Annotated in this window: 26 protein-coding genes and 1 tRNA gene; 12 read left to right on the top strand and 15 right to left on the bottom strand. The window is 61.2% G+C overall.

Annotated features, from left to right (window positions below; genetic code table 11):
- Positions 1-35 precede the first annotated feature (35 nt).
- Together ACXYMO_RS00520 and ACXYMO_RS00515 are read left to right on the top strand one after the other, a co-directional pair.
- A tRNA-Pro gene (locus ACXYMO_RS00520) sits at positions 36-112 on the top strand.
- A gap of 58 nt (positions 113-170) precedes the next feature.
- Complete coding sequence (locus ACXYMO_RS00515; protein ID WP_458876691.1) at positions 171-1,244, top strand: 2'-deoxycytidine 5'-triphosphate deaminase; 1,074 nt, start codon at positions 171-173, stop codon at positions 1,242-1,244.
- An 8-nt stretch (positions 1,245-1,252) separates the two neighbouring features.
- On the opposite strand, the gene ACXYMO_RS00510 is transcribed toward ACXYMO_RS00515, so the two are convergent.
- Positions 1,253-1,528, bottom strand: coding sequence for a hypothetical protein (locus ACXYMO_RS00510; RefSeq protein WP_458876690.1), 276 nt, complete (start codon positions 1,526-1,528; stop codon positions 1,253-1,255).
- 124 nt (positions 1,529-1,652) lie between these two features.
- Here ACXYMO_RS00510 and ACXYMO_RS00505 point away from each other — a divergent pair, with 124 nt between their 5' ends.
- Positions 1,653-2,552 carry a 1-acyl-sn-glycerol-3-phosphate acyltransferase gene (locus ACXYMO_RS00505; protein ID WP_458876689.1) on the top strand — a complete coding sequence of 300 codons (900 nt, stop codon included), beginning with the start codon at positions 1,653-1,655 and terminating at the stop codon, positions 2,550-2,552.
- A 35-nt stretch (positions 2,553-2,587) separates the two neighbouring features.
- On the opposite strand, the gene scpB is transcribed toward ACXYMO_RS00505, so the two are convergent.
- From scpB to ACXYMO_RS00470, 7 genes are all read right to left on the bottom strand, one after another.
- Positions 2,588-3,190, bottom strand: coding sequence for an SMC-Scp complex subunit ScpB (scpB, locus tag ACXYMO_RS00500; protein ID WP_458877862.1), 603 nt, complete (start codon positions 3,188-3,190; stop codon positions 2,588-2,590).
- 47 nt (positions 3,191-3,237) lie between these two features.
- The gene (locus tag ACXYMO_RS00495; RefSeq protein ID WP_458876688.1) at positions 3,238-4,029 is read right to left on the bottom strand and encodes a segregation and condensation protein A; all 792 of its coding nucleotides are present in this window, start codon (positions 4,027-4,029) and stop codon (positions 3,238-3,240) included.
- Positions 4,019-5,026, bottom strand: coding sequence for a beta-N-acetylhexosaminidase (gene nagZ / locus ACXYMO_RS00490; protein ID WP_458876687.1), 1,008 nt, complete (start codon positions 5,024-5,026; stop codon positions 4,019-4,021). The genes ACXYMO_RS00495 and nagZ overlap by 11 nt, the downstream gene beginning before the upstream one ends.
- Entirely contained in the window at positions 5,023-6,015 is a 993-nt protein-coding gene (locus tag ACXYMO_RS00485) for an SPOR domain-containing protein (RefSeq protein ID WP_458876685.1), read from the bottom strand. Before ACXYMO_RS00485 ends, nagZ begins: the two co-directional genes overlap by 4 nt.
- A gap of 84 nt (positions 6,016-6,099) precedes the next feature.
- On the bottom strand, positions 6,100-7,845 hold the full coding sequence (argS, locus tag ACXYMO_RS00480; RefSeq protein ID WP_458876684.1) for an arginine--tRNA ligase: 1,746 nt from the start codon (positions 7,843-7,845) through the stop codon (positions 6,100-6,102).
- A 106-nt stretch (positions 7,846-7,951) separates the two neighbouring features.
- Entirely contained in the window at positions 7,952-9,808 is a 1,857-nt protein-coding gene (locus ACXYMO_RS00475) for a cation:proton antiporter (protein ID WP_458876683.1), read from the bottom strand.
- Positions 9,798-10,961, bottom strand: coding sequence for a deoxyguanosinetriphosphate triphosphohydrolase (locus ACXYMO_RS00470; RefSeq protein WP_458876682.1), 1,164 nt, complete (start codon positions 10,959-10,961; stop codon positions 9,798-9,800). Before ACXYMO_RS00470 ends, ACXYMO_RS00475 begins: the two co-directional genes overlap by 11 nt.
- Positions 10,962-11,042: 81 nt before the next feature.
- On the opposite strand from ACXYMO_RS00470, the gene ACXYMO_RS00465 reads away from it, so the two are divergent.
- Positions 11,043-11,366: a HesB/IscA family protein gene (locus ACXYMO_RS00465; RefSeq protein WP_458876681.1), complete on the top strand. Its 324-nt coding sequence runs from the start codon at positions 11,043-11,045 to the stop codon at positions 11,364-11,366.
- 9 nt (positions 11,367-11,375) lie between these two features.
- On the opposite strand, the gene ACXYMO_RS00460 is transcribed toward ACXYMO_RS00465, so the two are convergent.
- The 3 genes from ACXYMO_RS00460 to ACXYMO_RS00450 all read right to left on the bottom strand — a co-directional run bounded on the left by ACXYMO_RS00460 (position 11,376) and on the right by ACXYMO_RS00450 (position 14,061).
- Positions 11,376-12,308 (bottom strand): DMT family transporter, encoded by a 933-nt coding sequence (locus tag ACXYMO_RS00460; RefSeq protein WP_458876680.1) that lies wholly within the window; start codon positions 12,306-12,308, stop codon positions 11,376-11,378.
- The gene (locus ACXYMO_RS00455) at positions 12,305-13,381 is read right to left on the bottom strand and encodes a DUF6902 family protein (RefSeq protein ID WP_458876679.1); all 1,077 of its coding nucleotides are present in this window, start codon (positions 13,379-13,381) and stop codon (positions 12,305-12,307) included. The genes ACXYMO_RS00460 and ACXYMO_RS00455 overlap by 4 nt, the downstream gene beginning before the upstream one ends.
- Before the next feature lie 68 nt (positions 13,382-13,449).
- A complete protein-coding gene (locus ACXYMO_RS00450) occupies positions 13,450-14,061 on the bottom strand; it encodes a hypothetical protein (RefSeq protein WP_458876678.1) in 612 nt (203 codons plus the stop codon).
- A gap of 387 nt (positions 14,062-14,448) precedes the next feature.
- Between ACXYMO_RS00450 and xth the strand changes: the two genes are divergently transcribed.
- Positions 14,449-15,228, top strand: coding sequence for an exodeoxyribonuclease III (gene xth, locus ACXYMO_RS00445; RefSeq protein WP_458876676.1), 780 nt, complete (start codon positions 14,449-14,451; stop codon positions 15,226-15,228).
- A 6-nt stretch (positions 15,229-15,234) separates the two neighbouring features.
- Here the strand turns inward: xth and ACXYMO_RS00440 are convergent, their stop codons facing one another.
- Both ACXYMO_RS00440 and dksA read right to left on the bottom strand, forming a co-directional pair.
- On the bottom strand, positions 15,235-16,386 hold the full coding sequence (locus tag ACXYMO_RS00440; protein ID WP_458876675.1) for an FAD-dependent monooxygenase: 1,152 nt from the start codon (positions 16,384-16,386) through the stop codon (positions 15,235-15,237).
- A 74-nt stretch (positions 16,387-16,460) separates the two neighbouring features.
- Positions 16,461-16,883 (bottom strand): RNA polymerase-binding protein DksA, encoded by a 423-nt coding sequence (gene dksA / locus ACXYMO_RS00435; RefSeq protein ID WP_458876674.1) that lies wholly within the window; start codon positions 16,881-16,883, stop codon positions 16,461-16,463.
- A gap of 183 nt (positions 16,884-17,066) precedes the next feature.
- Between dksA and ACXYMO_RS00430 the strand changes: the two genes are divergently transcribed.
- The 7 genes from ACXYMO_RS00430 (at position 17,067) to ACXYMO_RS00400 (ending at position 23,263) form a co-directional block, all read left to right on the top strand.
- Positions 17,067-17,909, top strand: coding sequence for an AAA family ATPase (locus ACXYMO_RS00430; RefSeq protein WP_458876673.1), 843 nt, complete (start codon positions 17,067-17,069; stop codon positions 17,907-17,909).
- Between the two features lie 211 nt (positions 17,910-18,120).
- The gene (locus tag ACXYMO_RS00425) at positions 18,121-18,576 is read left to right on the top strand and encodes a GNAT family N-acetyltransferase (protein WP_458876672.1); all 456 of its coding nucleotides are present in this window, start codon (positions 18,121-18,123) and stop codon (positions 18,574-18,576) included.
- On the top strand, positions 18,573-19,937 hold the full coding sequence (locus ACXYMO_RS00420) for a DUF2927 domain-containing protein (protein ID WP_458876671.1): 1,365 nt from the start codon (positions 18,573-18,575) through the stop codon (positions 19,935-19,937). Before ACXYMO_RS00425 ends, ACXYMO_RS00420 begins: the two co-directional genes overlap by 4 nt.
- Before the next feature lie 20 nt (positions 19,938-19,957).
- Entirely contained in the window at positions 19,958-20,125 is a 168-nt protein-coding gene (locus ACXYMO_RS00415; RefSeq protein WP_458876669.1) for an apolipoprotein acyltransferase, read from the top strand.
- Between the two features lie 5 nt (positions 20,126-20,130).
- Positions 20,131-21,315, top strand: coding sequence for a vWA domain-containing protein (locus ACXYMO_RS00410; protein WP_458876668.1), 1,185 nt, complete (start codon positions 20,131-20,133; stop codon positions 21,313-21,315).
- Between the two features lie 54 nt (positions 21,316-21,369).
- Positions 21,370-22,524: a cytochrome P450 gene (locus ACXYMO_RS00405; RefSeq protein WP_458876666.1), complete on the top strand. Its 1,155-nt coding sequence runs from the start codon at positions 21,370-21,372 to the stop codon at positions 22,522-22,524.
- A 55-nt stretch (positions 22,525-22,579) separates the two neighbouring features.
- Positions 22,580-23,263: a M48 family metalloprotease gene (locus ACXYMO_RS00400; RefSeq protein WP_458876665.1), complete on the top strand. Its 684-nt coding sequence runs from the start codon at positions 22,580-22,582 to the stop codon at positions 23,261-23,263.
- On the opposite strand, the gene ACXYMO_RS00395 is transcribed toward ACXYMO_RS00400, so the two are convergent.
- Positions 23,260-23,799 carry an RSP_2648 family PIN domain-containing protein gene (locus tag ACXYMO_RS00395; protein ID WP_458876664.1) on the bottom strand — a complete coding sequence of 180 codons (540 nt, stop codon included), beginning with the start codon at positions 23,797-23,799 and terminating at the stop codon, positions 23,260-23,262. The genes ACXYMO_RS00400 and ACXYMO_RS00395 overlap by 4 nt on opposite strands.
- Positions 23,796-25,007, bottom strand: a complete 1,212-nt coding sequence (locus ACXYMO_RS00390) for an RSP_2647 family RNA methyltransferase (protein ID WP_458876663.1) — start codon at positions 25,005-25,007, stop codon at positions 23,796-23,798. The genes ACXYMO_RS00395 and ACXYMO_RS00390 overlap by 4 nt, the downstream gene beginning before the upstream one ends.
- Positions 25,008-25,017: the final 10 nt, after the last annotated feature.

Genomic DNA, 25,017 nt, shown 5'->3' with positions numbered 1-25,017 from the left:
CCCCGGCTTCAAAACCGCTATGAACACCTCATCGTCGGGCTATGGCGCAGCCTGGTAGCGCGTCCGTCTGGGGGACGGAAGGTCGCAGGTTCGAGTCCTGCTAGCCCGACCAATTCACACCGACGATGCCTTGGCCTCACCGCCTCCCGTTTTGAGCAGGAGGATTTGGTGTGAGCGGAGTTTGCCCCAACCAGACAATCGAAACCATGATCCGGGACGGCGCAATCGCCGCCAGCCCGGCCGTGTTGCCGGAACAGGTGCAACCGGCCAGTCTCGATTTGCGGCTGGGAACTGTCGCTTATCGCGTTCGCGCCTCGTTTCTGGCCGGGCATGGACGCAGCGTGGCCGACCGTCTGTCCGAATTCGAAATGCACCGGATCGACCTGACCGACGGGGCCGTTCTGGAAAAGGGCTGCGTGTACCTCGTTCCGCTGATGGAATCGCTGGCCCTGCCCCGCGGGGTCCAGGCCGTCGCCAATGCCAAAAGTTCGACCGGACGATTGGATCTGCTGACCCGGGCCATCACCGACGGGGGCACCGAATTCGACCGCATCCCCGATGGCTATACCGGCCCGCTTTATGCGGAAATCTGCCCCCGCTCGTTTTCGGTGCTGGTGCGCCCCGGTATGCGTTTGAACCAGATCCGGTTCCGCAGCGGTCAGGCTGTGCTCAGCGACGAGGAGCTTACGAAGCTACATCAGCAGACACCGCTGGTGGATGGTCAGGCCGTCATCAACGAAGGTCTGGGGTTTTCTGTCGATCTGGCCCTGCCCGGTGACGATCTGGTCGGATATCGCGCCAAACCGCACACCGGCGTGATCGATCTGAACAACATCGGGTATTACGATCCGGCGGAATACTGGGAAGAGGTGCGCACCAGCAACGGGCGCATCATTCTGGATCCGGGCGCCTTTTATATCCTCGTCAGTCGCGAGTCGGTGCACATCCCGCCCCAATACGCGGCTGAAATGGCGCCCTATCTGGCCATGGTCGGTGAATTCCGCGTGCATTACGCCGGGTTCTTTGATCCCGGATTCGGCCATGCGGCCGCAGGCGGCGCCGGGTCACGCGGCGTGCTTGAGGTGCGCTGCCACGAGGCACCGTTCGTTCTGGAACATGGTCAGGTGGTTGGCCGTCTGGTCTATGAACGCATGGCCGAGGTGCCCACGCAGCTTTATGGCGCGGACATTGCGTCAAACTATCAGGGACAGGGCCTGAAACTCTCGAAACATTTCAAGGCCTGATCGCCGCCTTACATCTTGCCGGTACGGCCGGCCGCCTTTGCGGCACGGCGCGCCTGACGGATGGCGCGACGTTCCTGACGGCGGCGCGCATCCTCTTCGGGCGTCAATGGGGCGGGACGATCTGAGTGCGCAGTGTCGGTGTCGCCAATCTGCGGCGGCGGCGCATTCTGCCGCTTCTTGCGGCCCAGGTTGGATGCTGCATTGATCCCGGCGTTGACACCACCGCTGATCGCCTTGCGCATGACAATGCGCAGGATCATGTTGATGATCTGGTTTGCGTTCATGACCGCCTCTTTTTTCTGCTCGCCCCGACGTTATCAAACCATATGGGTATTTTCACGGCAATTGTGAGCCCCCTGCCCGAGGTAAGGAAAACCTCACTCCCAAAACACGTATCGTTTTGCTAATGTGTTCCATCAGGGAGACACGAAAATAGACTACAATGCAAACAGACCGCTGAACGGCGCCCTGCGCGAGCGTCTGCATTTGGGCGAAAGTTCGACCCTTTCGCTGTTTCTTGTGCGCATGGCGTTGCATTCAGTCGATGCGGCCAGCCGCCTGCTCACCCATGATCCGTTCTTTGCCCTGCGCGAAAGCGAAGCGTTGCTGGACCGTCTGGGCGGGGTAAAGGGGGCGCATCTGATCCGCGAAATTTTGATGGAACGCGGCGGAACAATGATTGTTCCCCACGGGCTTGAGCGCATTCCCGTGACCGGTCCGGTCGTCATTGCCGCGACCCACCCCACCGGAATGTTCGATTTCCTGGCCCATGCCGGTGCGCTTTTGGACTTGCGGCCCGATCTCAGGGTGGTGGCCAATCATGACACCGAGCAGTTCTTGGGACAGGACATGCTGATTCCTGTGAAGTTCGACAAGAACAACCGGGCGGTGTCAGCTGCAGAAACCCAGCGCGCGATGCAGCACCATCTTGAAATCGGCGGGGCGCTATTGATCTTTGGGTCAGGCCGGGTGCCCAAGCGCAAGAATGGGCGGCTGGTGGAGCCCGAATGGCGCAAAGGTGCCACCACGGTATCTGCGACCTGTCAGGCGCCGATCATTCCGGCCGCACTCGATGCGTATAATTCGCGGTCTTACTACCTGACCCGTGCGGCTGCCCAGTTCCTCAGCGGAGGGAATGACAATTTCGGCGCAAAGATCGGGTCACTGCGATACATCGCGGAATTCCTGGAAAAACTGGGCGGGCACCACAACGTGTTCTACGGCGACCCGCTTGCCGCCGGAACCGCCCCGCATGTGATCAAGGCAGCCGCCGAAAGCCTGGTTCCGGGCCTGTATCGCAGCGCCTGAATACTTCGGACCAACGCGGTTGACCCAAGAACGCCTTATTCCTCGAAGAGTTCGGGTTGCCCCTCTTCGTCCTCGTCGTCGTCCTCTTGGTCCTTGATCGCAAAGGCCCCAGGCGGTGGCCGGTTTTCCAAGAGTCCGGCCGCGCGCAATTCCTTGAGTCCGGGCAGGTCGCGCGCATTTTCCAGACCGAAATGATCCAGAAACACGGGCGTCACGACGAATGTCACCGGACGCCCCGGTGTCATCTTGCGCCGACCCAGCCGGATCCACTCCATTTCGAGCAACTGGTCGATCGTGCCACGTGACACGGAAACGCCGCGAATTTCTTCGATCTCGGCGCGGGTGACGGGCTGGTGATAGGCGATGATCGCCAGCGTTTCGATCGCCGCCCGGCTCAGCTTGCGGGTCTCGACGGTTTCCTTTTGCATCAGGAACCCTAGGTCCGGCGCCGTGCGCATGGCCCAAGCCTCACCGACTTTCATCACCCGCACACCGCGGCCCTCATAGCGTTTTTGCAGATGAACGAGCGCTTCGCTTGCGTCGCACCCATGCGGCATGCGCGTTTCCAGATCGCGCACGGTTACCGGCTCGGCACTGGCGAAGAGCACCGCCTCGACCATCCGTTCCTGTTCGGCCATCGGAGGCGCCTCGAACAAGGATTCCTCTTTTTCTTCAATCTCTTCCGTCACGTTCTTTCATCTCTTTTGCGCAATTGGATCGGGGCAAATGTGTCGCTTTGGCGGATTTCCAGATGGCCCTCTTTCACCAGTTCAAGCGAGGCGGCAAATGTTGATGCCGTGGCCGAACGACGGCGCACCGGATTGCCCTCCCATCCTTCGGGAAGATAGCTGGAAATATCGGTCCACTCGGCCGCATAGCCGATCAGCCCGCGCATCCGGTCAAGCGCCTGTTCCATCGTGAAAACGGAATCGCGGTCCATGACGAAGGGGCGGAATTCGTCGCGCGTGCGGATCCGCGCATAGCCCTGCATCAGGTCCAGCAGATTAGCGGTATAGGTCACCGTCTTGATCCGGGTAATATTCTCACCCTGCCCGCGGGCAAAGAAATCGCGCCCCAACCGGTCGCGCGCCATCAGCCGCGCCGCCGCATCGCGCATCGCCTGCAGCCGTTCCAGCTGAAACGCCAGATGCGCGGCCAGTTCTTCGCCCGATGGCCCCTCTTCCGACGGGTCGGGCGGTAGCAACAACCGCGATTTCAGGAAGGCCAGCCAGGCCGCCATGACAAGGTAATCGGCGGCCAGTTCGATGCGCAGCGCCTTGGCCTGTTCGACAAAGGCCAGGTACTGGCGCGCCAGTTGCAGAACCGAAATCGTGCGCAGATCCACCTTTTGCGTCCGTGACAGGGTCAACAACAGGTCCAGCGGGCCCTCGAACCCGTCAACGTCGACAATCAGCGCCTCGGCCGCAAGCCGTTCGCTGACCGAAACCGTGTCTTCCTGGAACAGATTATCCGTCATAAACCCTTCCGCGCATCAGTCGCAGAAGGTCGGCTTCAGCCGCAGGAATGTCAAGCGCAAGTGGGTCATGGCGTGCTGCCAGCGCGGCCTCGGCGCGCGCCTGTGCCGCCGCCGTCATCTCGCCCGCGGCCTCGGCCACCTCGATCCGTTCGGCAAGGGTGCCATTGCAATGCAGAACCACGTCGCAACCCGCCGCGATGGAGGCGCGCGACAGGTCGCCCAAGGACCCTTGCAGGGCCTTCATCGAAATGTCGTCGGTCATCATCAGACCGTCGAACCCGATCCGGTCGCGGATCAGCGCGATCATCTTTGGCGAAATCGTTGCCGGCAACGGATCGACCTGATCGTAAACCAGATGCGCCGTCATCCCCATCGGCAGATCGTTCAGCGCACGGAACGGGGCAAAATCGCAGGCGTCCAGATCATCCGGTGCGGCATCCACATGGGGCAGGTCGAAATGGCTGTCCTGCGTCGCCCGCCCATGTCCGGGAATATGTTTCAGAACCGGCAGGACACCGCCATCCAGCATGCCCTGCGCAACCGCCCGTCCCAGCACGGCCACCTGCCCCGGGTCCTCGCCATAGCAGCGGTTTTTCAGGAAATCATGCGTGTCAGGCCCGGCCACATCCACCATCGGGGCACAGTTGCTGTCGATCCCGAGGCCGCGCAATTCATCCGCGATCAGCCGATACCGCAGGTACATCGCGCGCTCGGCACCCTCGCCAGCGGCTGCGACATGATCCAGCGGCGGCAACCACTGGCGCGCCAAAGGCGGGCGCAGCCGTTGAACGCGCCCCCCTTCCTGGTCAATCGTGATCGGGGCCTCGCGCCCCACCGCCTCGCGAAAATCGGCGCACAGGGCGCGGATTTGCTCGGGTGTATCCAGATTGCGGGCAAACAGAATGAACCCGAACGGGTTCACATCGCGGAAAAAAGCCGTTTCCTCTGCGCTCAGGCGCAGACCTTCGGCATCCAGGATCGTGGCGCCGAACCTCACCGCGTGGTGACCGGAATACAGTCCGCGTTTTCCGCCACCAGAACTGAACAGAACCGGCGCGCATCGTTGATGTCTTCGAACCCCATTGCACGCAGACGATAGAAGGTCCGCCCGCCGCTGCTGGCCTTCTGGATCACACGCGATTTGCCGTCCAGATAATCCTCGAACCGGGCATTCAACCGGTCCCATTCGGCGCGGGCCACTTCGGGGCTTTCATAAGCCCCCAACTGTGCCAGCCGCGTTCCGACCGGCAGGCTGGCCGGATCGACGTCAATGGCCTTGGCCACCGGGGCCGTCACGGGCGTGGCCTTGGCCAAGGCCAGCTTTGGGCGCAATTGCGGGCGCAGCGAGCGCGGCAAACCAGGACCGGTCAGAACTGCCGGTGTCACCTTGACCAAGTCTTGCACATTGGTCGGCTCAAGCGGTTTGGGCTGAACGATTTCACCCGCGACCCGGGTGACAACCTCCTGCACCTGAACCTCCTGATCCTCCAGCGGCTCGGCATCCCCGACCAACTGTTCAACCAGAGCATCGATCGTATTTTCGGTTTCCTTCGGCGCTGGTTCGACCTGTGCCACCTGTTCGACAACCGGCTCGGCCTCGTCCGCCTGTTCCACCTTGGCCAGTTCGACCATGGGTTTGTCTTCGTCGGTCAGATCGACCGGACGCGGCGCCAGCATCAGGCGGTCTGCCGGGGCTTCGGCGGTCCCGTCCGCGGCAACGGCGTTGACGGCCAACCCCTGATGATCGGCCTGTCGCCCGCCGGGGTTTTCGGGTTGAACCCGCATCGGGCCTTCGACCGCGCGCACGACCGGCAACCCGCTCACATCGCGCATCATCAGTTTGTAGCCCCAGACACCGATGCCCGCGACCAATGCCAATGAGGCCACCGCCCCAAGCACATTTACCGCCGCGCCAAATGCTGAAGCCCCCTGACCCGCATGCACATCTTGCGTGTCTACACCGGGGGTGTACTCGATATCCGCCATGTCCGCCTCACTGCCCGCTGACGCACCAAAAGGTGCGATCCGGGTTTCTCGTTACTGCCTCGGTCCGGCGGCTGGTGCGAATTGTTACCGCATCTCCTGCGCCGGTGTGACACCAAGAATACCAAGACCTGCGGAAATAACAACGGAAACGGCACGTGCGAGGGCCATTTTCGACTGGCTGGTCGCGACATCCCCCTCCTGCAGGAACCGCAGAGAGGGCACATCGTTGCCCCGGTTCCAAAGCGCGTGGAAGTCTCCGGCCAGTTCATAGAGGTAAAATGCCACGCGATGCGGCTCATGGGTGCGGGCCGCGATTTCCACCAGGCGCGGCCATTCGGCCAGCTTTTTGGCTACGTTCAGCTCGGCCTCATGTTCAATGCCCGACAGGTCGGCCGCCGCGATCACGCCGTCATCGGCGGCAATGCCAGCCTCGGCCGCACGGCGCAGCACACTCATCACCCGCGCATGGGCGTATTGCACGTAGAACACCGGGTTTTCGCGGCTTTGTTCCAGCACCTTGTCGAAATCGAAATCCAGCGGTGCGTCGTTCTTGCGCGTCAACATCACGAACCGCGTTACGTCGGGGCCCACCTGATCGACCACGTCGCGCAGGGTGACGAAATTGCCCGCCCGTTTGGACATCTTGAACGGCTCTCCATTCTTGAACAGCCGCACCAGCTGGATCAGTTTGATGTCCAGCGGAACCTTACCATCCGACAGGGCCGAAACAGCTGCTTTCATCCGTTTGACATAGCCGCCATGATCTGCCCCGAACACATCAATAAGGGCGTCGAACCCACGGGAAACCTTATCAAAATGATAGGCGATATCAGGCGCGAAATAGGTCCAGCCGCCATCCGATTTCTTGACCGGGCGATCCACGTCATCGCCATGTTCGGTCGAGCGGAACAGCGTTTGTTCACGCGGCTCCCAATCCTCGGGCACCTTGCCCTTGGGCGGCTCAAGTACGCCTTCGTAAATCAGCCCCTTCGAGTCCAGTGCTTCCAGCGCGGCCTCGATCCGGCCGGTGCCGTAGAGGGATTTTTCGCTGAAAAACACGTCCATCTTGACACCCAGCGCGGCCAGATCCGCCCGGATCAAATCCATCATGGCATTGGTCGCAAAGTCGCGCAGTTCGGCCAGCCAGACCTCTTCAGGCTGATCAACCCAGGCATCGCCCTTGTCCTTGGCCAGCCGTTCCCCCACGGGGATCAGGTAGTCGCCGGGATAAGTGCCGTCCTCGAACGCCACCTCACGCCCCAGCGCCTCAAGATATCGCAGGTACACCGACCTGGCCAGGACATCGACCTGTGCGCCACCATCGTTGATGTAGTATTCGCGCGTCACGTCAAAGCCGGCGTAGTCCAGCAGGCTGGCCAAGGCGTCGCCAAACACGGCGCCGCGGGTATGGCCAACATGCAACGGTCCCGTGGGGTTGGCCGAGACATATTCAACGTTGACCTTCTGCCCCTGCCCCATGTCCGACCGGCCAAATTCGGTCCCGGTCGCAAGAACGGCACCGATGACACCCTGCCAGGCACTGCCCGCCAGCCGCAAATTGAGGAACCCGGGACCTGCCACTTCGGCGCTGGTGATGCGCGCATCCCCGGCAAGACGCCCGGCCAGATCCTCGGCAATATCGCGCGGCTTCATCTTTGCAGGCTTGGCCAGCACCATTGCCGCGTTTGTCGCCATATCCCCATGTGCGGCGTCGCGCGGAGGTTCGACAGCAACGTTATCAAAGCTCAAACCCTGCGGCAAAACACCGTCCTGCACCATGGCATCAAGGCTGTTCAGCACCAGCGAACGAATTTCGGCAAACAGGTTCATTTCGGCATCCTTTTTGGGCTTGGCCGGGGTTTACCACTCATTCGCCGGTGGTCAACTCGTCATGATGGGTTTTGCCCCGCGCCGTATGGGCGCAAGGCGACATGGCTCACTTGACCATTGGTGACTCGGGCTCGACCGGCGGGCCGTCATTGGGCGTATCAGGCTGGGGTGGACGCAGGGCGATGATCGTATGGTCGGCCTTGGCCTTCACATCGGCCTCTTCGCGCACCAGCCGCACCGCCCCGCCGGGCGAGATGACCCCGATCAGAATGGCGTCGGGGTGCTCGTCCCGCCATTCGGTCAGGCCGAATTCGTCCGTAAGTCCCGTGCGCCGCACGGTCCAACCTTGCTCCACAAGGTCATTGACCCGATCATACCCCTTTTCGGGCCCGAACGGTTTGCCCCCAAGAGTCCGGGGCAGTTGATGGCGTGCACTGTCTTCTTTTCTGCGTCGCAACTGGAATACCTTATCCCGACCGAATTCCGGCGCCAGATCGGTGCAGACCAGTGTGTTATAAGCATCGTTATCCGTGGCCGCGACGACGGTTTCGAACTGCATCAGTTCCACCCGGTGCTCGGCGGCTTCGGACAGGATATCGCCGGTAAAGGTCGGAATGCCCGCCGTGCGCGCCTGCCACAGGTGGCCATAGTTGGTATCGGCGATCAGCACCGGCAATTCATGGCGGATCAGGCTTTCGGCCAAAGCCTTGGCAAAGGGCGAGCCACCGACGATCAGAACGCCGGGCGTCTCCCCGCCGCTCAACCCCAGCGCCCGGGCTAGGGGTTTCAGGGTGAATCCGTGCAGAACAACGGTAAAGACCACAAGGGCAAAGGCCAGCGGCGGGATCAGACTGCCATCGGCAACGCCCAGTGACGCGAGCCGTTCGCCGAACAGGCCCGACACCGCGACCAGAACCACGCCGCGCGGTCCGGTAAAGGCAACCATCGCCTGTTCGCGCCACGGCACCCCTGCCCCCAGCATGGCAATGAACACAGTCAGCGGCCGGACCAGCAGAACGACGGCCAGCACGAACAGGATCATACGTCCGGTCAGCTGGCCCAGCATCTCCAGATCCACCGACGCCGCCAGCAGGATGAACACCCCGGACACCAGCAGAACGGTCGCGTGTTCCTTGAACCGCCGCAATTCCTCATAGCTGGGCAAATTGGCATTTGCGATGAAGATGCCCATGACCGTGACAGCCAGCAGCCCGCTTTCGTGCAGCAGCTGATCGGCCAGCGCAAAGACACCGAGAAGCGCGGCAAAAAGCACCGGAACCTTCATGAATTCCGGCACCCAGGCCCGCTTAAAGGATTGCGACAGCGCATAGCCGCCTGCCAACCCGATGACCGAGGCAAAGGTGATTCCGATGACCAGTTCCAGTACTGCGGCCTGAACGGTGGTCGCGGTGTTCAGAACCATGACCACTTCAAACGCCAGCACCGCGGCCAGCGCCCCCAGCGGGTCATTGATGATCGCCTCCCACTGCAACAACGCAGCCGGGCGGCGCGCCAGTTTCGCCGTGCGCAGCAGCGGCGCAATCACGGTTGGACCCGTGATGATCATGATGCCGCCGAAGACCGCCGCACTTTCCCAGCTCAGGCCCGCCCCATAGCGCAACGCAAGAGTGGACAACAACCATCCCAGCGGCGCCCCGATGAACACCAGCCGCCGCACCCCCTTGGCGCTGTCGCGCAGGGAATGCAGGTTCAGCGTCAGACCGCCCTCGAACAGGATGATCGCCACCGCGACCGAGATCATCGGCCCCATCAGCGTTCCGATATCGCGCGCCGGATCAAAGATGCCCAGAACCGGACCCACGATCAGACCCGCTGCCAGCATCAGAACGATGGCCGGCATGCGTATCCGCCAGGCCACCCATTGCGACCCGACGCCCAGGGCCCCGACAAGGGCAAAGGCAATGACAGGGCTCAGACCCTCGGATGCGTACTCAACTGCCATATTGCGATCTCACCTTCCCGCCACACAGGCGTGTATGTTCCATCAGAGCAAACCGATCGGTCATGCCAGACACATAATCCGATACAATGCGCGCCAGCGTGACTTGTTCCGTCGCGGCCTCGACATCCTTGCGCCACTGTTTGGGCAACTCATCGGGATGGGCCATGAAATAGGGAAACAACTCATTCACGACATGGGTCACCTCGGCGCGCATTTCGATCACGCTGGGCGCGCGATACATCCGTTCGAACAGAAAGGCACGGATCACTTTCAGATCGGCAAAAACCCCGTCCGAAAACTGCACGATCGGCTGCCCGGCATGGCGGATATCGTGCACGGTTTTCGGGTCGATCTCGCCCAGACGCCGGCGGGCAAAGGTGATGACGTCCTCGACCAGCACCCCAAAGAACCGGCGCAACGCCTCGTGACGGCGACGATAATAGTTGAGGCCGGGATACCGGGCATCCACTTCGGCGAAACAACCCTTCAGAATGGGCAATTCGGCCAGTTCGTCGGTCGAAAACAACTCGGCGCGCAGACCGTCATGCAGGTCGTGGTGGTTATAGGCCACGTCATCCGCGATCGCGGCCACCTGCGCCTCGGCGCTGGCATAGGTGGACAGTTCCAGATCATGGCGCGCGGTATATTCCGCCAGCGCCCAGGGCAGATCGCCGACAACGGGGCCGTTATGCTTGGCCAGCCCTTCCAGTGTCTCCCAGGTCAGATTCAGACCGTCGAAATCGGCATAATGCCGCTCCAGATGCGTAACGATGCGAATGGCCTGCGCATTGTGATCGAACCCGCCATAGGGCGCCATCAGCGCGTGCAGCGCATCCTCGCCCGTATGGCCGAACGGCGTGTGACCCAGATCATGGGCCAGCGCCACGGCCTCGGTCAGTTCCTGGTTCAGTCCGAGGGCGCCGGCAATGGTGCGCGCCACTTGGGCCACCTCGATCGAATGCGTCAGGCGCGTGCGATAGTAGTCGCCCTCATGTTCGATAAAGACCTGGGTCTTGTGCTTCAGCCGCCGAAACGCGCTGGCATGGATGATCCTGTCGCGATCGCGCTGAAAACACGACCGAAAGCTGCTTTCCTCTTCCGGAACCAGCCGTCCCCTGCTGGTTTCCGGATCCGAGGCATAAGACGCCCGCATATGTGCTGGTCCTTGTCGCCTGTCCCTCATGTTTCTATATGATAGACAACAGCGCATTGAAACCTTCCGGAGTGCTTTGACATGCAGCTTCCTCCCAAAGTCACAGAACGTGCCTTTGCACGGCTGGCCGAAATTGGCGCCGCCGACAAGGGCCAGGCCCTGCGCGTCGCCGTAGAAGGTGGCGGATGTTCCGGGTTTCAGTATGAGATCGCGTTGGATGAACCCGGTCAGGATGATCTGGTTCTCGAAGGTCAGGGTCAGAAGGTTGTGGTCGATACCGTATCGCTGCCGTTTCTTGAAAACGCGGTGATCGATTTCAGTGACGAACTGATTGGCGCACGGTTCGTGATCGAAAACCCGAATGCCACATCCTCATGCGGATGCGGCACTTCTTTTTCAATGTAAACCAATACCTTACGGGTCAGACTTGAACTGGACCTTGTCGCCGATCCGCGGGAGTGCCGGCTTGCGCTGTTCGTCCGGCAGGAACTGATCCCATACCAGGAACAGGCCCGTCGCAATGACGATCGCAACGCCCAGGTATGTGTTCGGGGCGGGTAATTCGCCAAAGAATATGGCGCCCAGAACAACCATCCAAACAAACTGCAGGTTCATCAGCGGTGTCACCGCATAGGCAGCCAGCAACCGCAGCGCAACCACCAGCAGCCACCGCGCCGCGAACAATAGCGTTGCATAGGCAACCACCCATCCCAGATCCTCCAGCGGCATCGGCTTCCAGACGAAAGGCAGGATCAGGGTCATCGTTGCGAAGATCGCCGAATTTGGATAAAAAACCTGCGCCAAGGCATTGTTTTCATGGCGTCCTATGTATCTGGCCATGACCATGGAAAAGGTGCCGAACAGAACCGCCGCCATGGCACAAACATGGCCCAGCGAGACACTGCTAACCCCTTCGGGGAACAGGCACAACACCCCGACGAAACCGGCCACCAACGCGCCCCAGGCGACGGGGCGCACATGTTCGTTCAGGATCAGGCCGGACATCAACCCGGCCACGATCGGGATCAACCCGATGAACAGGAACACCTCGGCAAAGGCCAGCAATTTGAAGGAATAGAAGAAGCAGACCGACGCCAGAACCGTCGCCGCAGACCTCAGCGCCATGGCCCTCGGACAGGATGTGGCAAGCCCGCGCCGTTGCGATGGATGGCGATCCGCCATCAGGCTCAGCGCCATGACGATCAGACCCGACATGCAAAACAACTGCGGGGCGGCATATCCGCCCGCGATGAATTTGGTGATCGCATCAGCCGATGAAATCAGCGCCGTATAGACGATGACCAGACCGGCCCCGACCGACGCCGTGCGTGCATTTACACCAATCACAGTGCCACCCCGCGCAGACCCGTCCGCGCGAACCCGGCGAAGAATTCTTCAAACTTATCGGTGCTTTTCTGGGCGTCGTTGAGAACGTCATAACCAAATTCCGACAATGCCTGTTCGATATGAGGGCGCATGACAGACCAATCGCTGCTGCGCTGATCCTCAAGGCGGAACATGCATTCGGACATTTCCCGCAGCGCCCCGGGTTGCGGGGTCGCGCTGTAAAAGGCCATCCGGTCAAATTCGACCGGCTTGTCGAACGCCGCACGCCCGGACACGGCCATCAGCCAGTTGCAGACAAAGAAGTCGTGATAATTGTCCGCCGTGGCGACATGAGCGCCGGTTTCGATGCTGAACTGGTGGGTCTCGCGCGTCAGCCAGTTTTCCCACACATCCGAGGGTTCCACCCCGGCAAAGCGCAGCGCAACGCAGATTTCGGCCAGCAGATCGGCGTTCCGATCCAGAAAGGCCAGCAAACCGGCGTATTCCAGGCTCGTGATCGCCGATTGCGACAGACGCGGATCGCGGCGGCCATATTCGCTGAGGTAGAAAACGATGTGAGTCAGTTCATATGCGGCCTTCTTGTTCGGCATCGCAAATGTTTCCGAGCGGTCGATAAAGCATCTCAACCGGTCTTCCAGCCCTGTATCGTCGGCCAGCGGATCGATCCCGCGGCGCATCATCAGGCGGCGGGCCTCGGCGCGTTGCAGATCGGACAGTTCGGCATCGGCCAGACCTTCGCGCGCCACCCAATGGGCCAGCGCCTCGCCCTTGTTTCCCTTGATCCCCAAATCCTCAAGATCCAAGCAGATCGACAGGAGAAAACGGTAATACTGCGGAAAGAACCCCAGCCGTTTTTCCACTTGCGCATAGAACCCTTCGTGCGGGGCCAATGCGTTTTCTTCCAGTTCCAGCCCGGTGCATTCCAGGATGTTGAGCAGTTCGGCATTTTCCTTCAGCCAGAACACATCATCCCCAAAGCGGCGGTGCTGGGCAAAGCAGGCGATCATCGCGGCGCGACGGTTCGCCGTGCTCTGGCGTTGGGACGGAACGTTCAGATGAATGACATTTGACATTGGGTGTACCTCTTTCAAACAGCGTTCTCTGAACGCCCCGTGTCCAACTTCAGATATTCAGGTCGGGCTTAGCTGCCGGACGAGAACATTTCGGTGCGGTCGCCCGAGATGGCGACGCTGCCGGTGGTCGGGCCGCAGCTGGTGGTGAACATTTCCACACCTTCGCCCGCTGTAGTGGCGCTGCCGGTGGTCGGGCCACAGCTGGTCGTGAACATCTCGACGCCTTCGCCGGCGATGGTCGCAGTGTCGCCGGTCGGCGCGCAGCTGGTGGTGAACATCTCGACACCCTCGCCAGCGATGGTCGCAGTGTCACCGGTCGGCGCGCAGCTGGTGGTAAACATTTCAACGCCTTCGCCCGTGGTGACGGCGCTGCCGGTGGTCGGGCCACAACTGGTCGTGAACATCTCGACACCTTCGCCCTTGCTGGCTTCGGCGCTACCGACCGGCGCGGAACCGGACGAGAACATTTCAACGCCTTCGCCGGCAGTGGTACCGGCATAGCCTACGGGCGCAGACCCTGACGAAAACAGTGCGGTCGCATCGCCGTCGAGAATGTCGGATTGCGCCATCGGAGCCGACCCGGACGAGAACATTGCCGTTCCGTCACCGTCGAACAGGCTTGTCTGGACAGCAGTGGTGAGAGTGGTTTCGATGTCATAGACTTTGCGTTGAGCGTTCATTTCGTAGTTTCCCATAGTTTGTGAAGTGGATCGCCCTTTCACGCTTGCACCCTAGACGTGAACTGCAAAATGTTTTTTCCACTCATGGGTGTGTCAACGGTGACTTATCCACATCAAGAACCCGTCTCAAACGGGTGACGCTGAACCATTCCGCCCTGACACGAATGCGGCCAAAAAAAGTTATCCACAGGGCCGAATTGTGTCAGAAATGCCCCTGAATCGAGATCAAACCGGATACGAATCGGATCCGGTATGCGCCCGATATCGCGAAAATGATTCGTCCTGACCCAATTTGATTCCCATCGCGACCGGGCTTCACCTTGCTCTGGTCGTTCCCTTGGGCGATAGATCGTGTGCGACGCAGGAAAACGGAACCATGGGGCACGCATGAAGATCGCCAGTTTCAACATCAACGGGATCAAGGCACGGAGCCTGGCCCTTCCGGCTTGGTTGGATACGGCCCAGCCCGACGTCGTCGTTCTTCAGGAAATAAAATCCATGGACGACCTCTTTCCGCGGGATATCTTCGAAGAGCGCGGATATAACGTCGAAACACACGGTCAGAAATCGTTCAACGGAGTAGCGATCCTGTCCAAACTGCCGCTTGAGGACGTCAGCCGCGGCCTGCCCGGCGATGACGACGACGAACAGGCCCGCTGGATCGAGGCGACGGTTGTCGGCAAACAGGCGGTGCGCATCTGCGGGCTTTACCTGCCCAACGGAAACCCGGCGCCGGGGCCCAAATTCGACTATAAGCTGGTCTGGATGGAGCGTCTCAAGGCCCGGGCCGAGCAGTTACTGGCCAATGAGGAAGTCGCGCTGATGGCGGGCGACTATAACGTCATCCCCCAGGCCGAAGACGCCAAACGCCCGGACGCCTGGCGCGAGGATGCCCTGTTCCGCCCCGAGAGCCGCGCCGCGTTTCAGCGGATCGTGAACCTGGGCTTTACCGATGCCTTCCGCGCCCGCACGCAAGGGCCGGGACACTACAGTTTCTGGGATTATCAGGCTGGCGCCTGGAACCGGAACGACGGGATCAGGATCGATCATTTCCTGCTGACACCGCAATGCGCCGACCTGCTGACCGACTGCCAGATCGACGCCGAAATTCGCGGCCATGAAAAACCATCGGATCACGTACCGATCTGGGTCGAACTGGATCTCTGACGCCCGCTAAGCCGTTACGTCAAAATCATAAATCCAGTCGTATGTCGGTGCCGCCACGCGACCCGCCACCGACAGACCCAATTGTGCAACCTGGCGAAAAGGGCTGCGCAGATGGAACCGGTGCGCGTTTTTTGCCGCTGCCGCGACAACCCGTTCGGTGCGCGGGCGGCGCAGATCGCGGTAGTGTGCGAACCCGGCCCCGACCGCGTCCTGTTGCGCCAGCGACGTGGCCAGAACCCAGGCATCCTCGATCGCCATGCAGGCCCCCTGGGCCATGAATGGCAGGGTCGGATGCGCCGCGTCGCCCAGCAATGCCAGTGGTCCGTCGAACCATCGCCGGGCCACCGGATGCAGATATAGCGCCCACTGATGCGCTTGCGTCACTTCGGACAGAATATCCCCCACAGCGCCCCCGAAATCAGCGAACCGCGCGCGCAGGTCCCGGGGGTCGGCCTCACAGCTCCAACTGTCGTTCGTCCAGTCGCGCCGCTCTTCCACGGCCACCACGTTCATCAGGGTCTTGTCCCGCAGAGGATAGGTCACGACATGCCGTCCCGGCCCCATGGTGACAACCGCCGGAGCCCGATCCGCCGGGGCGGTGCGGGGGACAATCGCCCGCCAGGCCACCTGCCCGGAAAATAAGGGATCACCCGCGCCTTCGACCGTCTGGCGTGACACCCCGCGCACACCGTCTGCCCCGATCAGGCAGGAGGCGTCCTCATGCGTACCATCTTCGAATGCGATCGTGGCATGCCCGTCAGACAGGGTGATGGACCGCGCGCGGCGGCCCAGTTCGATTTCGACCCCCTTGACCCCGGCCGCGTGAACCAGTTGCGCCAACAGGTCCGCGCGATGGAAAAACCATGTCGGACCAGCCAAAGGCGGTGGCAGGTCGAACACCGGGCGCCCATTGCGGAAATCGCGCAATTCGACCCCGTCCGATTGCACGGCACCAATGGGCACATCCGCGACCACACCCAGCTTGCGCAGAACGACCATGCCATTCTGGCTGATCTGCAACCCGGCGCCGACTTCGGTCAGCGCGGGCGCCTGTTCCAGAACCCGCACCCGTGCACCATGATCGGCCAGTGCGCAGGCGGCGCTCATGCCGCCGATCCCGCCGCCAAGGATGGTTATGTCGCGATCCTTCAGGGTCATACCTTTCGATAAACGCAAATACGCCGGGGCAACAGGCCCCGGCGTTTATGAATTTCGTCACATGTCAGAAAGGGTCAGTCGTCGCGATGAACCTTTTCGCGGCGTTCGTGCCGTTCCTGCGCTTCAAGACTCATGGTGGCAATCGGGCGCGCATCCAGCCGCTTGAGCGAAATCGGTTCCCCGGTCACTTCGCAGTAGCCGTATTCACCTTCTTCGATCCGGCGCAGCGCGCTGTCGATCTTGTTCACCAGCTTGCGCTGACGGTCCCGTGTCCGCAGTTCCAGCGCCCGGTCGGTTTCTTCGCTTGCGCGGTCCGTGACGTCGGGAATATTGCGCGTACCATCCTGCAATCCCTCGATCGTGTCGCGGCTGCCCGCCAACAACTCATGCTTCCAGTTCAAAAGCTTGCGGCGAAAATATTCAACCTGCCGTTCATTCATGAATGGTTCATCTTCAGCCGGGCTATAATCTTCCGGCAAGAAAACGTCGTGCTTCATTTCAGCTCCCTTAGCTTGGCTAAAAACGCCTGACATTACATTTCCTTAGAGATCGGGCCTATCATTGCCGCAGCGTTTATCCGAGACCTATCGGAATGTCACTACACAATAGTGTACCGCTTGGGCTAAAAGGCCGGAACGAACAGATTTACCGCGCAGAAAGCAGCAAAGGGTTGGAAGAACATGAAATTTGAGGGCACCAAGGATTACGTGGCCACCGAAGACCTGACGATTGCCGTCAACGCGGCCGTCACGCTGGAACGTCCCCTGCTGGTCAAGGGCGAACCGGGCACCGGTAAAACCGAACTGGCACGCCAGATCGCCGATGCCCTTGGTCTGCGCATGCTCGAGTGGAACATCAAATCCACCACCCGCGCGCAGCAGGGCCTGTATGAATACGATGCGGTCAGCCGCTTGCGCGACAGCCAGCTGGGCGAAGAAAAGGTGCACGACGTCGCCAACTACATCAAAAAGGGCAAGCTTTGGCAGGCGTTCGAGGCCGAAGACAGGGTTGTTCTGCTGATCGACGAAATCGACAAGGCCGACATCGAATTCCCCAACGACCTGCTGCAAGAGTTGGATAAGATGGAGTTTTTCGTCTACGAAACCGGCGAAACCATCACCGCGCGCCAGCGCCCCATCGTGATCATCACCTCAAACAATGAAAAGGAATTGCCCGACGCCTTCCTGCGCCGCTGTTTCTTTCACTACATCCGCTTCCCGGATGAGACGACGATGCGCAAGATCGTCGAAGTGCACCACCCCGGCATCAAGGAATCGCTGCTGGCCACGGCGCTGACCCAGTTTTTCGAACTGCGCGAAACCGCCGGACTGAAAAAGAAACCCTCGACCTCCGAGGTTCTGGACTGGCTCAAGCTGCTGCTGGCCGAGGACCTGACCGCCGAGGATTTGAAACGCGACGGCGCTAACGCGCTGCCCAAACTGCACGGCGCCCTGCTCAAGAACGAACAGGACGTGCACCTGTTCGAACGCCTTGCGTTCATGGCCCGCGGACAGAACCGATAAGGCAAAGGTTTCCGGCGTCCGGCCCGCACGCACCGGGCGCCGCTATGTTTCCCTTGGGGAAACAGTTTTTGCTCAATTCAAGGACTGTATCGGCCCTTCAAAAGCTGCATACTTAGACTTCTGGGATCTGTTCCCGAAAGTATACGCCCCGTAGCCGTGACATTGCAAAAGCACTTGAGCAGGAGAGACCTCTCTGTCACCGTTGCAACCAATGAGCGAGCATTCCACGCATATACTGCGCCCGTTGCGCCCCGAGGACCGCGCACAATGGGACGATTTGTGGCGCGCGTATCTCGCATTCTACGAAACCACCCTCCCGGATGAGGTCTATGACAGCACCTTCGCCCGCCTGCTGGGCGATGACCCGCAGGATTTCAACGCGCTGGTTGCCGTCTCTGACGGCACCCTGCTTGGGCTGACCCACTACCTGTTTCACCGCCACGCCTGGAAAATCGAAAACGTCTGTTACCTTCAGGATCTTTTCACGCATCCCGACGCACGCGGACAAGGCATCGGACGGGCCCTGATCGAAGGCGTCTATGCCGAGGCAGACAAAAGCGGCGCTCCGGCTGTCTATTGGCTGACGCAGGATTTCAATAAAACCGCGCGACAGCTTTATGACCGCGTTGCCGTCCTTTCACCTTTCATCAAGTACAATCGCCCATGATCCGTCTTGCAGCCGCCTTTGCCGTCGCCCTGTTGGCCGGGTGCTCTTCGACCCCGGTCGAAGCGCCCCCGACACGCGCCAAAATCGCCGACAGCACCCTGCCGCCGATGAAAAACTTTTCAGCGGCCCAGGTGCGGCCCCCCTTTCAGTCAAACGCAAATATCGCGGCCGACTTTCTGGCGCTGCATTTCGAACTGGAAAGCGGGCGCTCCCTGCAGGTGTTCACCCGGTTCGAAACCCCAATCACGGTCAAGGTAACCGGCGCACCGCCCCCCAGCCTCGGGCCTGACCTGCGGGCCCTGCTGAGCCGGCTGAACCGCGAGGCCGGAATAAATATTCGCCAGGTCGGTTCAGGGCGGGCCAATATCGTCATCAACGCGATAAGCCGCAGTGAAATCCGCCGCGCCCTGCCCCAGGCCGCCTGTTTCGTCGTGCCCAACGTCACCACTCTCAGCGAATTCCGGCGCAACCGCCGCGATGCCAAAACCAACTGGTCTCTGCTGCGCACCCGCAGCCAGCTTGGCGTTTTCGTGCCCAACGATTCCAGCCCGCAGGAACTGCGCGACTGCCTGCACGAAGAACTGGCCCAGGCAATCGGACCGCTCAACGATCTCTACCACCTGCCCGATTCCGTCTTCAATGACGACAATGTGCACACCGTTCTGACCGGGTTCGATATGCTGATCCTGCGGGCCAGCTATGCCCCCGAACTGCGCAGCGGCATGTCACGCAGTGAAGTTGCCGCACGCCTGCCCGCCATCCTGTCCCGGCTGAACCCGCGTGGAAACAGCGAACCGGCCCGCGCCGTCAGCACCACGCCGCGCAACTGGATCGGCAATGTTCAGACTGCGCTTGGCCCCGGATCGGGCGAATCCCAGCGGCGCGCCGCAGCCGCCAGCGCCGCCGGCATCGCCAAACAGATGGGGTGGCAGGATCATCGCCGCGCCTTCAGCCACTATATGCTGGGCCGCATGATCCAGAATTACGATCCCGCCCTGGCCCAGCAACATTACGACACGGCACTGGGTTATCTGGCGCGCACCCCCGGCACTGAATTGCACCGCGCCTTTATCGCCACGCAAACGGCGGCCTATGCCATCGCTCTGGGGGAAGGCGCCACCGCGTTGCGCCAGATCACCCCGCACCTGCCCGTCGCCGCCCGCGCGCAGAATGCTGCGCTGCTTGCGACCCTGATGTTGCTGCAGGCCGAGGCTCTGGACCTGACCGGCCAGTTCGAACAGGCACGCGCCGTCAGGCTGGACAGTCTGGGATGGGCGCGATACGGCTTTGGTTCGGATTGGGCCGTGCGGGCCAAGATGCGCGAAATCTCGTCGCTGAGCCCGCTGCAAAAACGCGGCTGATAGCAGCGGGAAAAGAACACATGATCGTAATTGCTGGCGCGCTCATCGGGGCCATTTTCGGCGCTCTGACAGCGAAACGAAACAAGGGGTCACTGGCGGACATCCTGCAATACGCGGCGGGCTATGGCATTGCCCTTGCGTTGGTCGGGATGGTAGCAACGATCATCATCCATCGCGCCGCGGTCTGACCACCATGTTTCTTCCCTTTTTCGAAACCCTGCGAAAAACCGGTGTTCCCGTGTCCCTGCGCGAATACCTGTCGTTTCTCGAAGGGATGAAAAAGGGGCTCGTCACCTATGACGTCGAGGCGTTCTATTATCTCGCTCGCACGGCGATGGTGAAAGACGAACGCAACCTCGACAAATTCGACCAAGCCTTTGCCCACGCGTTCAAGGGGCTGGAAACCATTACCTTCGATCAGGTGATGGAGGCCGTAGACATCCCCGCCGACTGGTTGGAAAAGATGGCCGAAAAGCACCTCTCGGCCGAGGAAAAGGCCGAGATCGAGGCGCTTGGCGGGTTTGAAAAACTGATGGAAACCCTGCGCGAACGGCTGAAGGAACAGCAAGGACGCCATCAGGGGGGCAACAAATGGATCGGCACCGCCGGGACGTCGCCCTTTGGAGCTTATGGCTATAACCCCGAAGGCGTCCGCATCGGCCAGAACGAAAGCCGCCATCAGCGCGCGACCAAGGTCTGGGACAAGCGCGAATTCAAGAACCTTGATGACACTGTCGAACTGGGAACGCGCAACATCAAGGTGGCCCTGAAACGCCTGCGCCGCTGGGCCCGCGAAGGGGCCGCCGACGAACTGGATCTTGATGGCACCATCCGCTCGACGGCCGAAAACGGGTACCTCGATGTCAAGGTGCGCCCGGAACGGCGTAACGCGGTCAAGGTGCTGTTGTTCCTCGATGTGGGCGGGTCGATGGACCCCCATATCAAGGTCGTGGAAGAACTGTTTTCCGCCGCACGCGCGGAATTCAAACACCTTGAGTATTTCTATTTCCACAACTGCCTTTACGAAGGTGTCTGGCGCGACAACCGCCGCCGCTGGGATCAGCAAATCCCGATGCACGAGGTGCTGCGCACCTATGGGCCCGACTATAAATGCATCTTTGTCGGCGACGCCTCGATGAGTCCCTATGAAATCGCCTATCCCGGCGGGGCCAACGAACACTGGAACGCCGAACCGGGCCAGGTCTGGCTGCAACGCGCCCGCGAACAGTGGAATTCGAACCTCTGGATCAATCCGATCCCCGAGAAATACTGGACCTACACTCACTCGATCACGATGATTAAGGAAATCTTTGAAAACGCTATGGTGCCGATGACCCTGTCGGGCCTGGAACAGGGTATGCGCGATCTGACCCGCTGAGGGTTTTGAACCATTCCTGTGGCCGCTTGCGAATTCTTGTCTTAACGTGATCGCATGTCCAATGCGCCCGTGACCTCCATCGACCTGGCCTCCTTTGCCCAGGATCCCTATCCCGCCCTGACCCGGATGCGGGCCAAGACGCCCATCACCTATGTGCCCGAACTTGATGCCACGCTGTTCACCCGGCGCGATGACATCCACGTGCATGAAAAGCGCATCGATGTTTTTTCCTCGGTTCAGCCTGATGGCCTGATGACCCGCCTCATGGGCGAAAACATGATGCGCAAGGATGGCGAGGCGCATATCCGCGAACGCAAGATCCTGTTCCCCGCGCTCAGCCCCCGCACCGTGCAAACGCACTGGCGGCAGAAATTCGAAACAGCGGCGCTGAGCATTCTCGAAACCCTTGCCCCGCGCGGGGTCTGTGATCTGGTCACAGACTATGCGATGCCCGTTTCGGCCGAGGCGCTCAAGGCGATCACCGGATTGGCCGAGATGCCGACGCCCGACATGGACCGGGTCAGCCAGGCCATGATCGACGGCTGTGCCAATTACGCCGGCAATCCCGACATCCAGGCGCGCTGCAACGATGCCACCGCCTTTATCGACGCCCACATCGACCGCATGCTGGACGCCCCTCCCGAACGCTCGGCGCTGGCGGTACAACGCGCCGCAGACCTGCCGATGGACAGCATCCGCGCGAATATCAAATTGATCATTTCCGGCGGGCAAAACGAACCGCGCGACGCGATCACCGGGACACTCTGGGCCCTTCTGACCCATCCGGCCCAATTGGCGATGATCTCCGCGGGCGAAAAAACCTTTGGCGATGCGTTCTCGGAATACGCCCGCTGGATCAGCCCCATTGGCATGTCCCCCCGTCGCGTGGCCCGTCAGGACACTATCGACGGCATTACCTTTTCCCCCGAGGACAGGGTGTTCTTCATGTACGGGTCCGCCTGCCGGGACGAGGCCCATTTCGACCAGCCGGACACCTTTGACATCACGCGCGACGTGCAACCGGCCATCAGTTTCGGCGCCGGGCCGCATTTCTGCGCCGGCGCGGCGGCGGCGCGCTGCATGATAGCCGATGTTGCTTTACCTTTGGCCTTCAAGCATTTGACAAACCTCAAGGTTTCCGGGGATGTCCCGTTCGCGGGCTGGGCCTTTCGCGGGCCCCTGACACTGCCTGTCACGTGGGATACTTGACCCACCGTGGCAAACCGGACTTGCCCAAGGGGTAGCAAAGGACCATATCCAGATCATGCTCAGGTTTACCCCCATCATTCTGGCCATTCTCTATGCACTGGCAATGTACCGGTTCTCGGTCTGGCGCACCCATCGCGAGTTGGATGCCCGCTCGACCGAGCTTGCCGATCCGCGGCTCAAGGACCTGACCTCGCGGCTGGCCGCCAGCCTCGAAATCCCGCGCATCCCGGTTTACATTTATGAAATCGACCCCGTGAACGGCCTTGCCGCTCCGGATGGACGTATCTTCATAACGCGCGGATTTTACAGAAAATTCCAGAACGGCGAGGTGTCGGGGGAAGAAATGGCTTCGGTCATTGCCCATGAATTGGGTCACGTTGCCCTGGGCCATTCCCGCCGTCGGATGATCGACTTTTCCGGCCAGAACGCCCTGCGCACGGCGCTGATCATGCTGCTGGGCCGGTTCATCCCCATCGTCGGCGTCTGGATCGCGAACATGCTGACCACCATGCTGGCCGCGCGCCTGTCACGGTCCGACGAATACGAGGCTGACGCCTATGCCGCCGCGCTGCTGACCAAGGCAGGCATTGGAATTGCGCCGCAAAAGACGCTGTTTCAAAAGCTCGAAGACCTGACCCAGCAGCGCGCGGGCATGGCTCCCGCATGGCTGATGAGCCACCCAAAAACCGAAGAACGCATCGCCGCGCTTGAAAAGCTCGAGGCCGACTGGGGCGTTTAAGCCAGCGCCTTGGCCAACCGGGGCAGACGCGCCTTTTTCAACAGGGGGCGCATCTCCCACGTCTGATCTGACAGGAGGTTGGCCTGCTCCAAAACGGATTGCGCAGCCTCGGTGATCACATCGGGATGCTGCTGCCAAAGTCCGTGAAGAAAACTGTCGGGATCAATGCGCTCCAGCCCTTCTTCGGCAAGGGTTTGCCGGGGAAAATCCTTGGCATTCAAGGTCATGATGGCATCAGCAGATCCGGACACCGCGACCGCCAGAACATGAATATCGGCCGGGTCAGGCAGCCAGAGACGCGCCTCGACACCCGGTGCCGGATGCAGTTCGGCCTGCGGCCAGGCCGCCCGGACCAGAGCGATTTCGCCCTGCGCCTGCAACACCCCTTCGGGTCCCAGCTTTTGCGCGGCGCGCTCCCACTCTCCCAGGATGCGAGCCGACCAAAGCGGCGTGAACAACCCGGTGCGTGCAACCCCAAGAACGACCTCGCGCATCACAGTCGGATAGAGGACGCAGGTATCAATGACGATTTTCACAGCCGGAAGAACACCGATTTCAGATAGCCTGATTCCGCCAGTTGCGGCAGTTGCGGATGATCCGGACCAGCAAACCCCGTGTGGATCAACTGGGCCTGTCGCCCCGCCCGCCCGATCCCGCGCGCCGAAGCATCGCGGAACCGCGCCAGATCTGCCGCGTGTGAGCAGGAACACAGCACCAGATAACCGCCCGGCGTGACCAGTTGTGCGGCAAGCCGCGCGATACGCTCATAGGCCCGCAACCCAGGCTCCAGCGCCTGTTTGGAGGGGGCAAAGGCCGGCGGATCACAGATCACCAGATCAAATTGCGCCCCTTCCTCGGACAGGGCCGCCAGAACCTCGAACGCATCGCCCTTGCGCGTCTGGAACCGGTCCGCGACGCCACTCGCGGTGGCCCCCTGTTCCGCCAGGTCCAGCGCAGCGGCCGAGCCATCGACCGACAGGGCTGTTTGCGCCCCGCTTGCAAGGGCGGCAAGGGCAAACCCGCCCACATGCGAAAAGACATCCAGAACCCGCGTCCCGGTGCCGGAAAGCCGCGCCGCAAAGGCATGGTTCGGGCGCTGGTCAAAAAACAGTCCCGTTTTCTGTCCCCCCGTCAGGTCGGCCATGTAGGTGGCACCATTCATGTCAACGGGAACGGGCCCTGCGGGCGCATCCCCGCGCAGAACCGATGAGACGTCGTCCAACCCTTCGAGCGCGCGTGTCCGGCCACTGGCGTTCTTAAGCACCGTCGTGACGCCGGTCACCTCGACCAGGGCGCTGGTCAGCGGGTCCAGATGCGCCTCGGCCCATGCGGCATTTGGCTGAACGACGCAAGTATCGCCAAAGCGGTCGATCACGACCCCCGGAAGGCCATCCGCCTCGGCGTGGACCAACCTGTAAAACGGTGTGTCATAGAGCCGTTCGCGCATCTCGAGAGCGCGCGTCAGACGGGCCGCAAACCAGCTCTGATCGACAAGCGCCTCAGGGTCTTGATCCAGACGACGGCAGATGATTTTTGAATCAGGATTGACGGCAACAAGACCAAGCGGCGCGCGGTTCGCGTCCTCAAGCACGGCCAAAGCGCCGGGCGCCAGCGCCTTGGTGCGCCGGTCGGTCACCAGGTCCGAGGCATATATCCAGGGGAACCCGTGACGAAACGGTCGCGGGTTCGATTTGGGTTTCAGCCGCACATGCGGCCGGTTCAACGAAGAAGAGGGCGCTGTCATAGCGCCCTCT

This window comes from Arenibacterium sp. CAU 1754, from assembly GCF_054482635.1.
The sequence above is the reverse complement of the archived record's forward strand: the minus strand, read 5'-3'. Positions and strand labels throughout refer to the sequence as shown.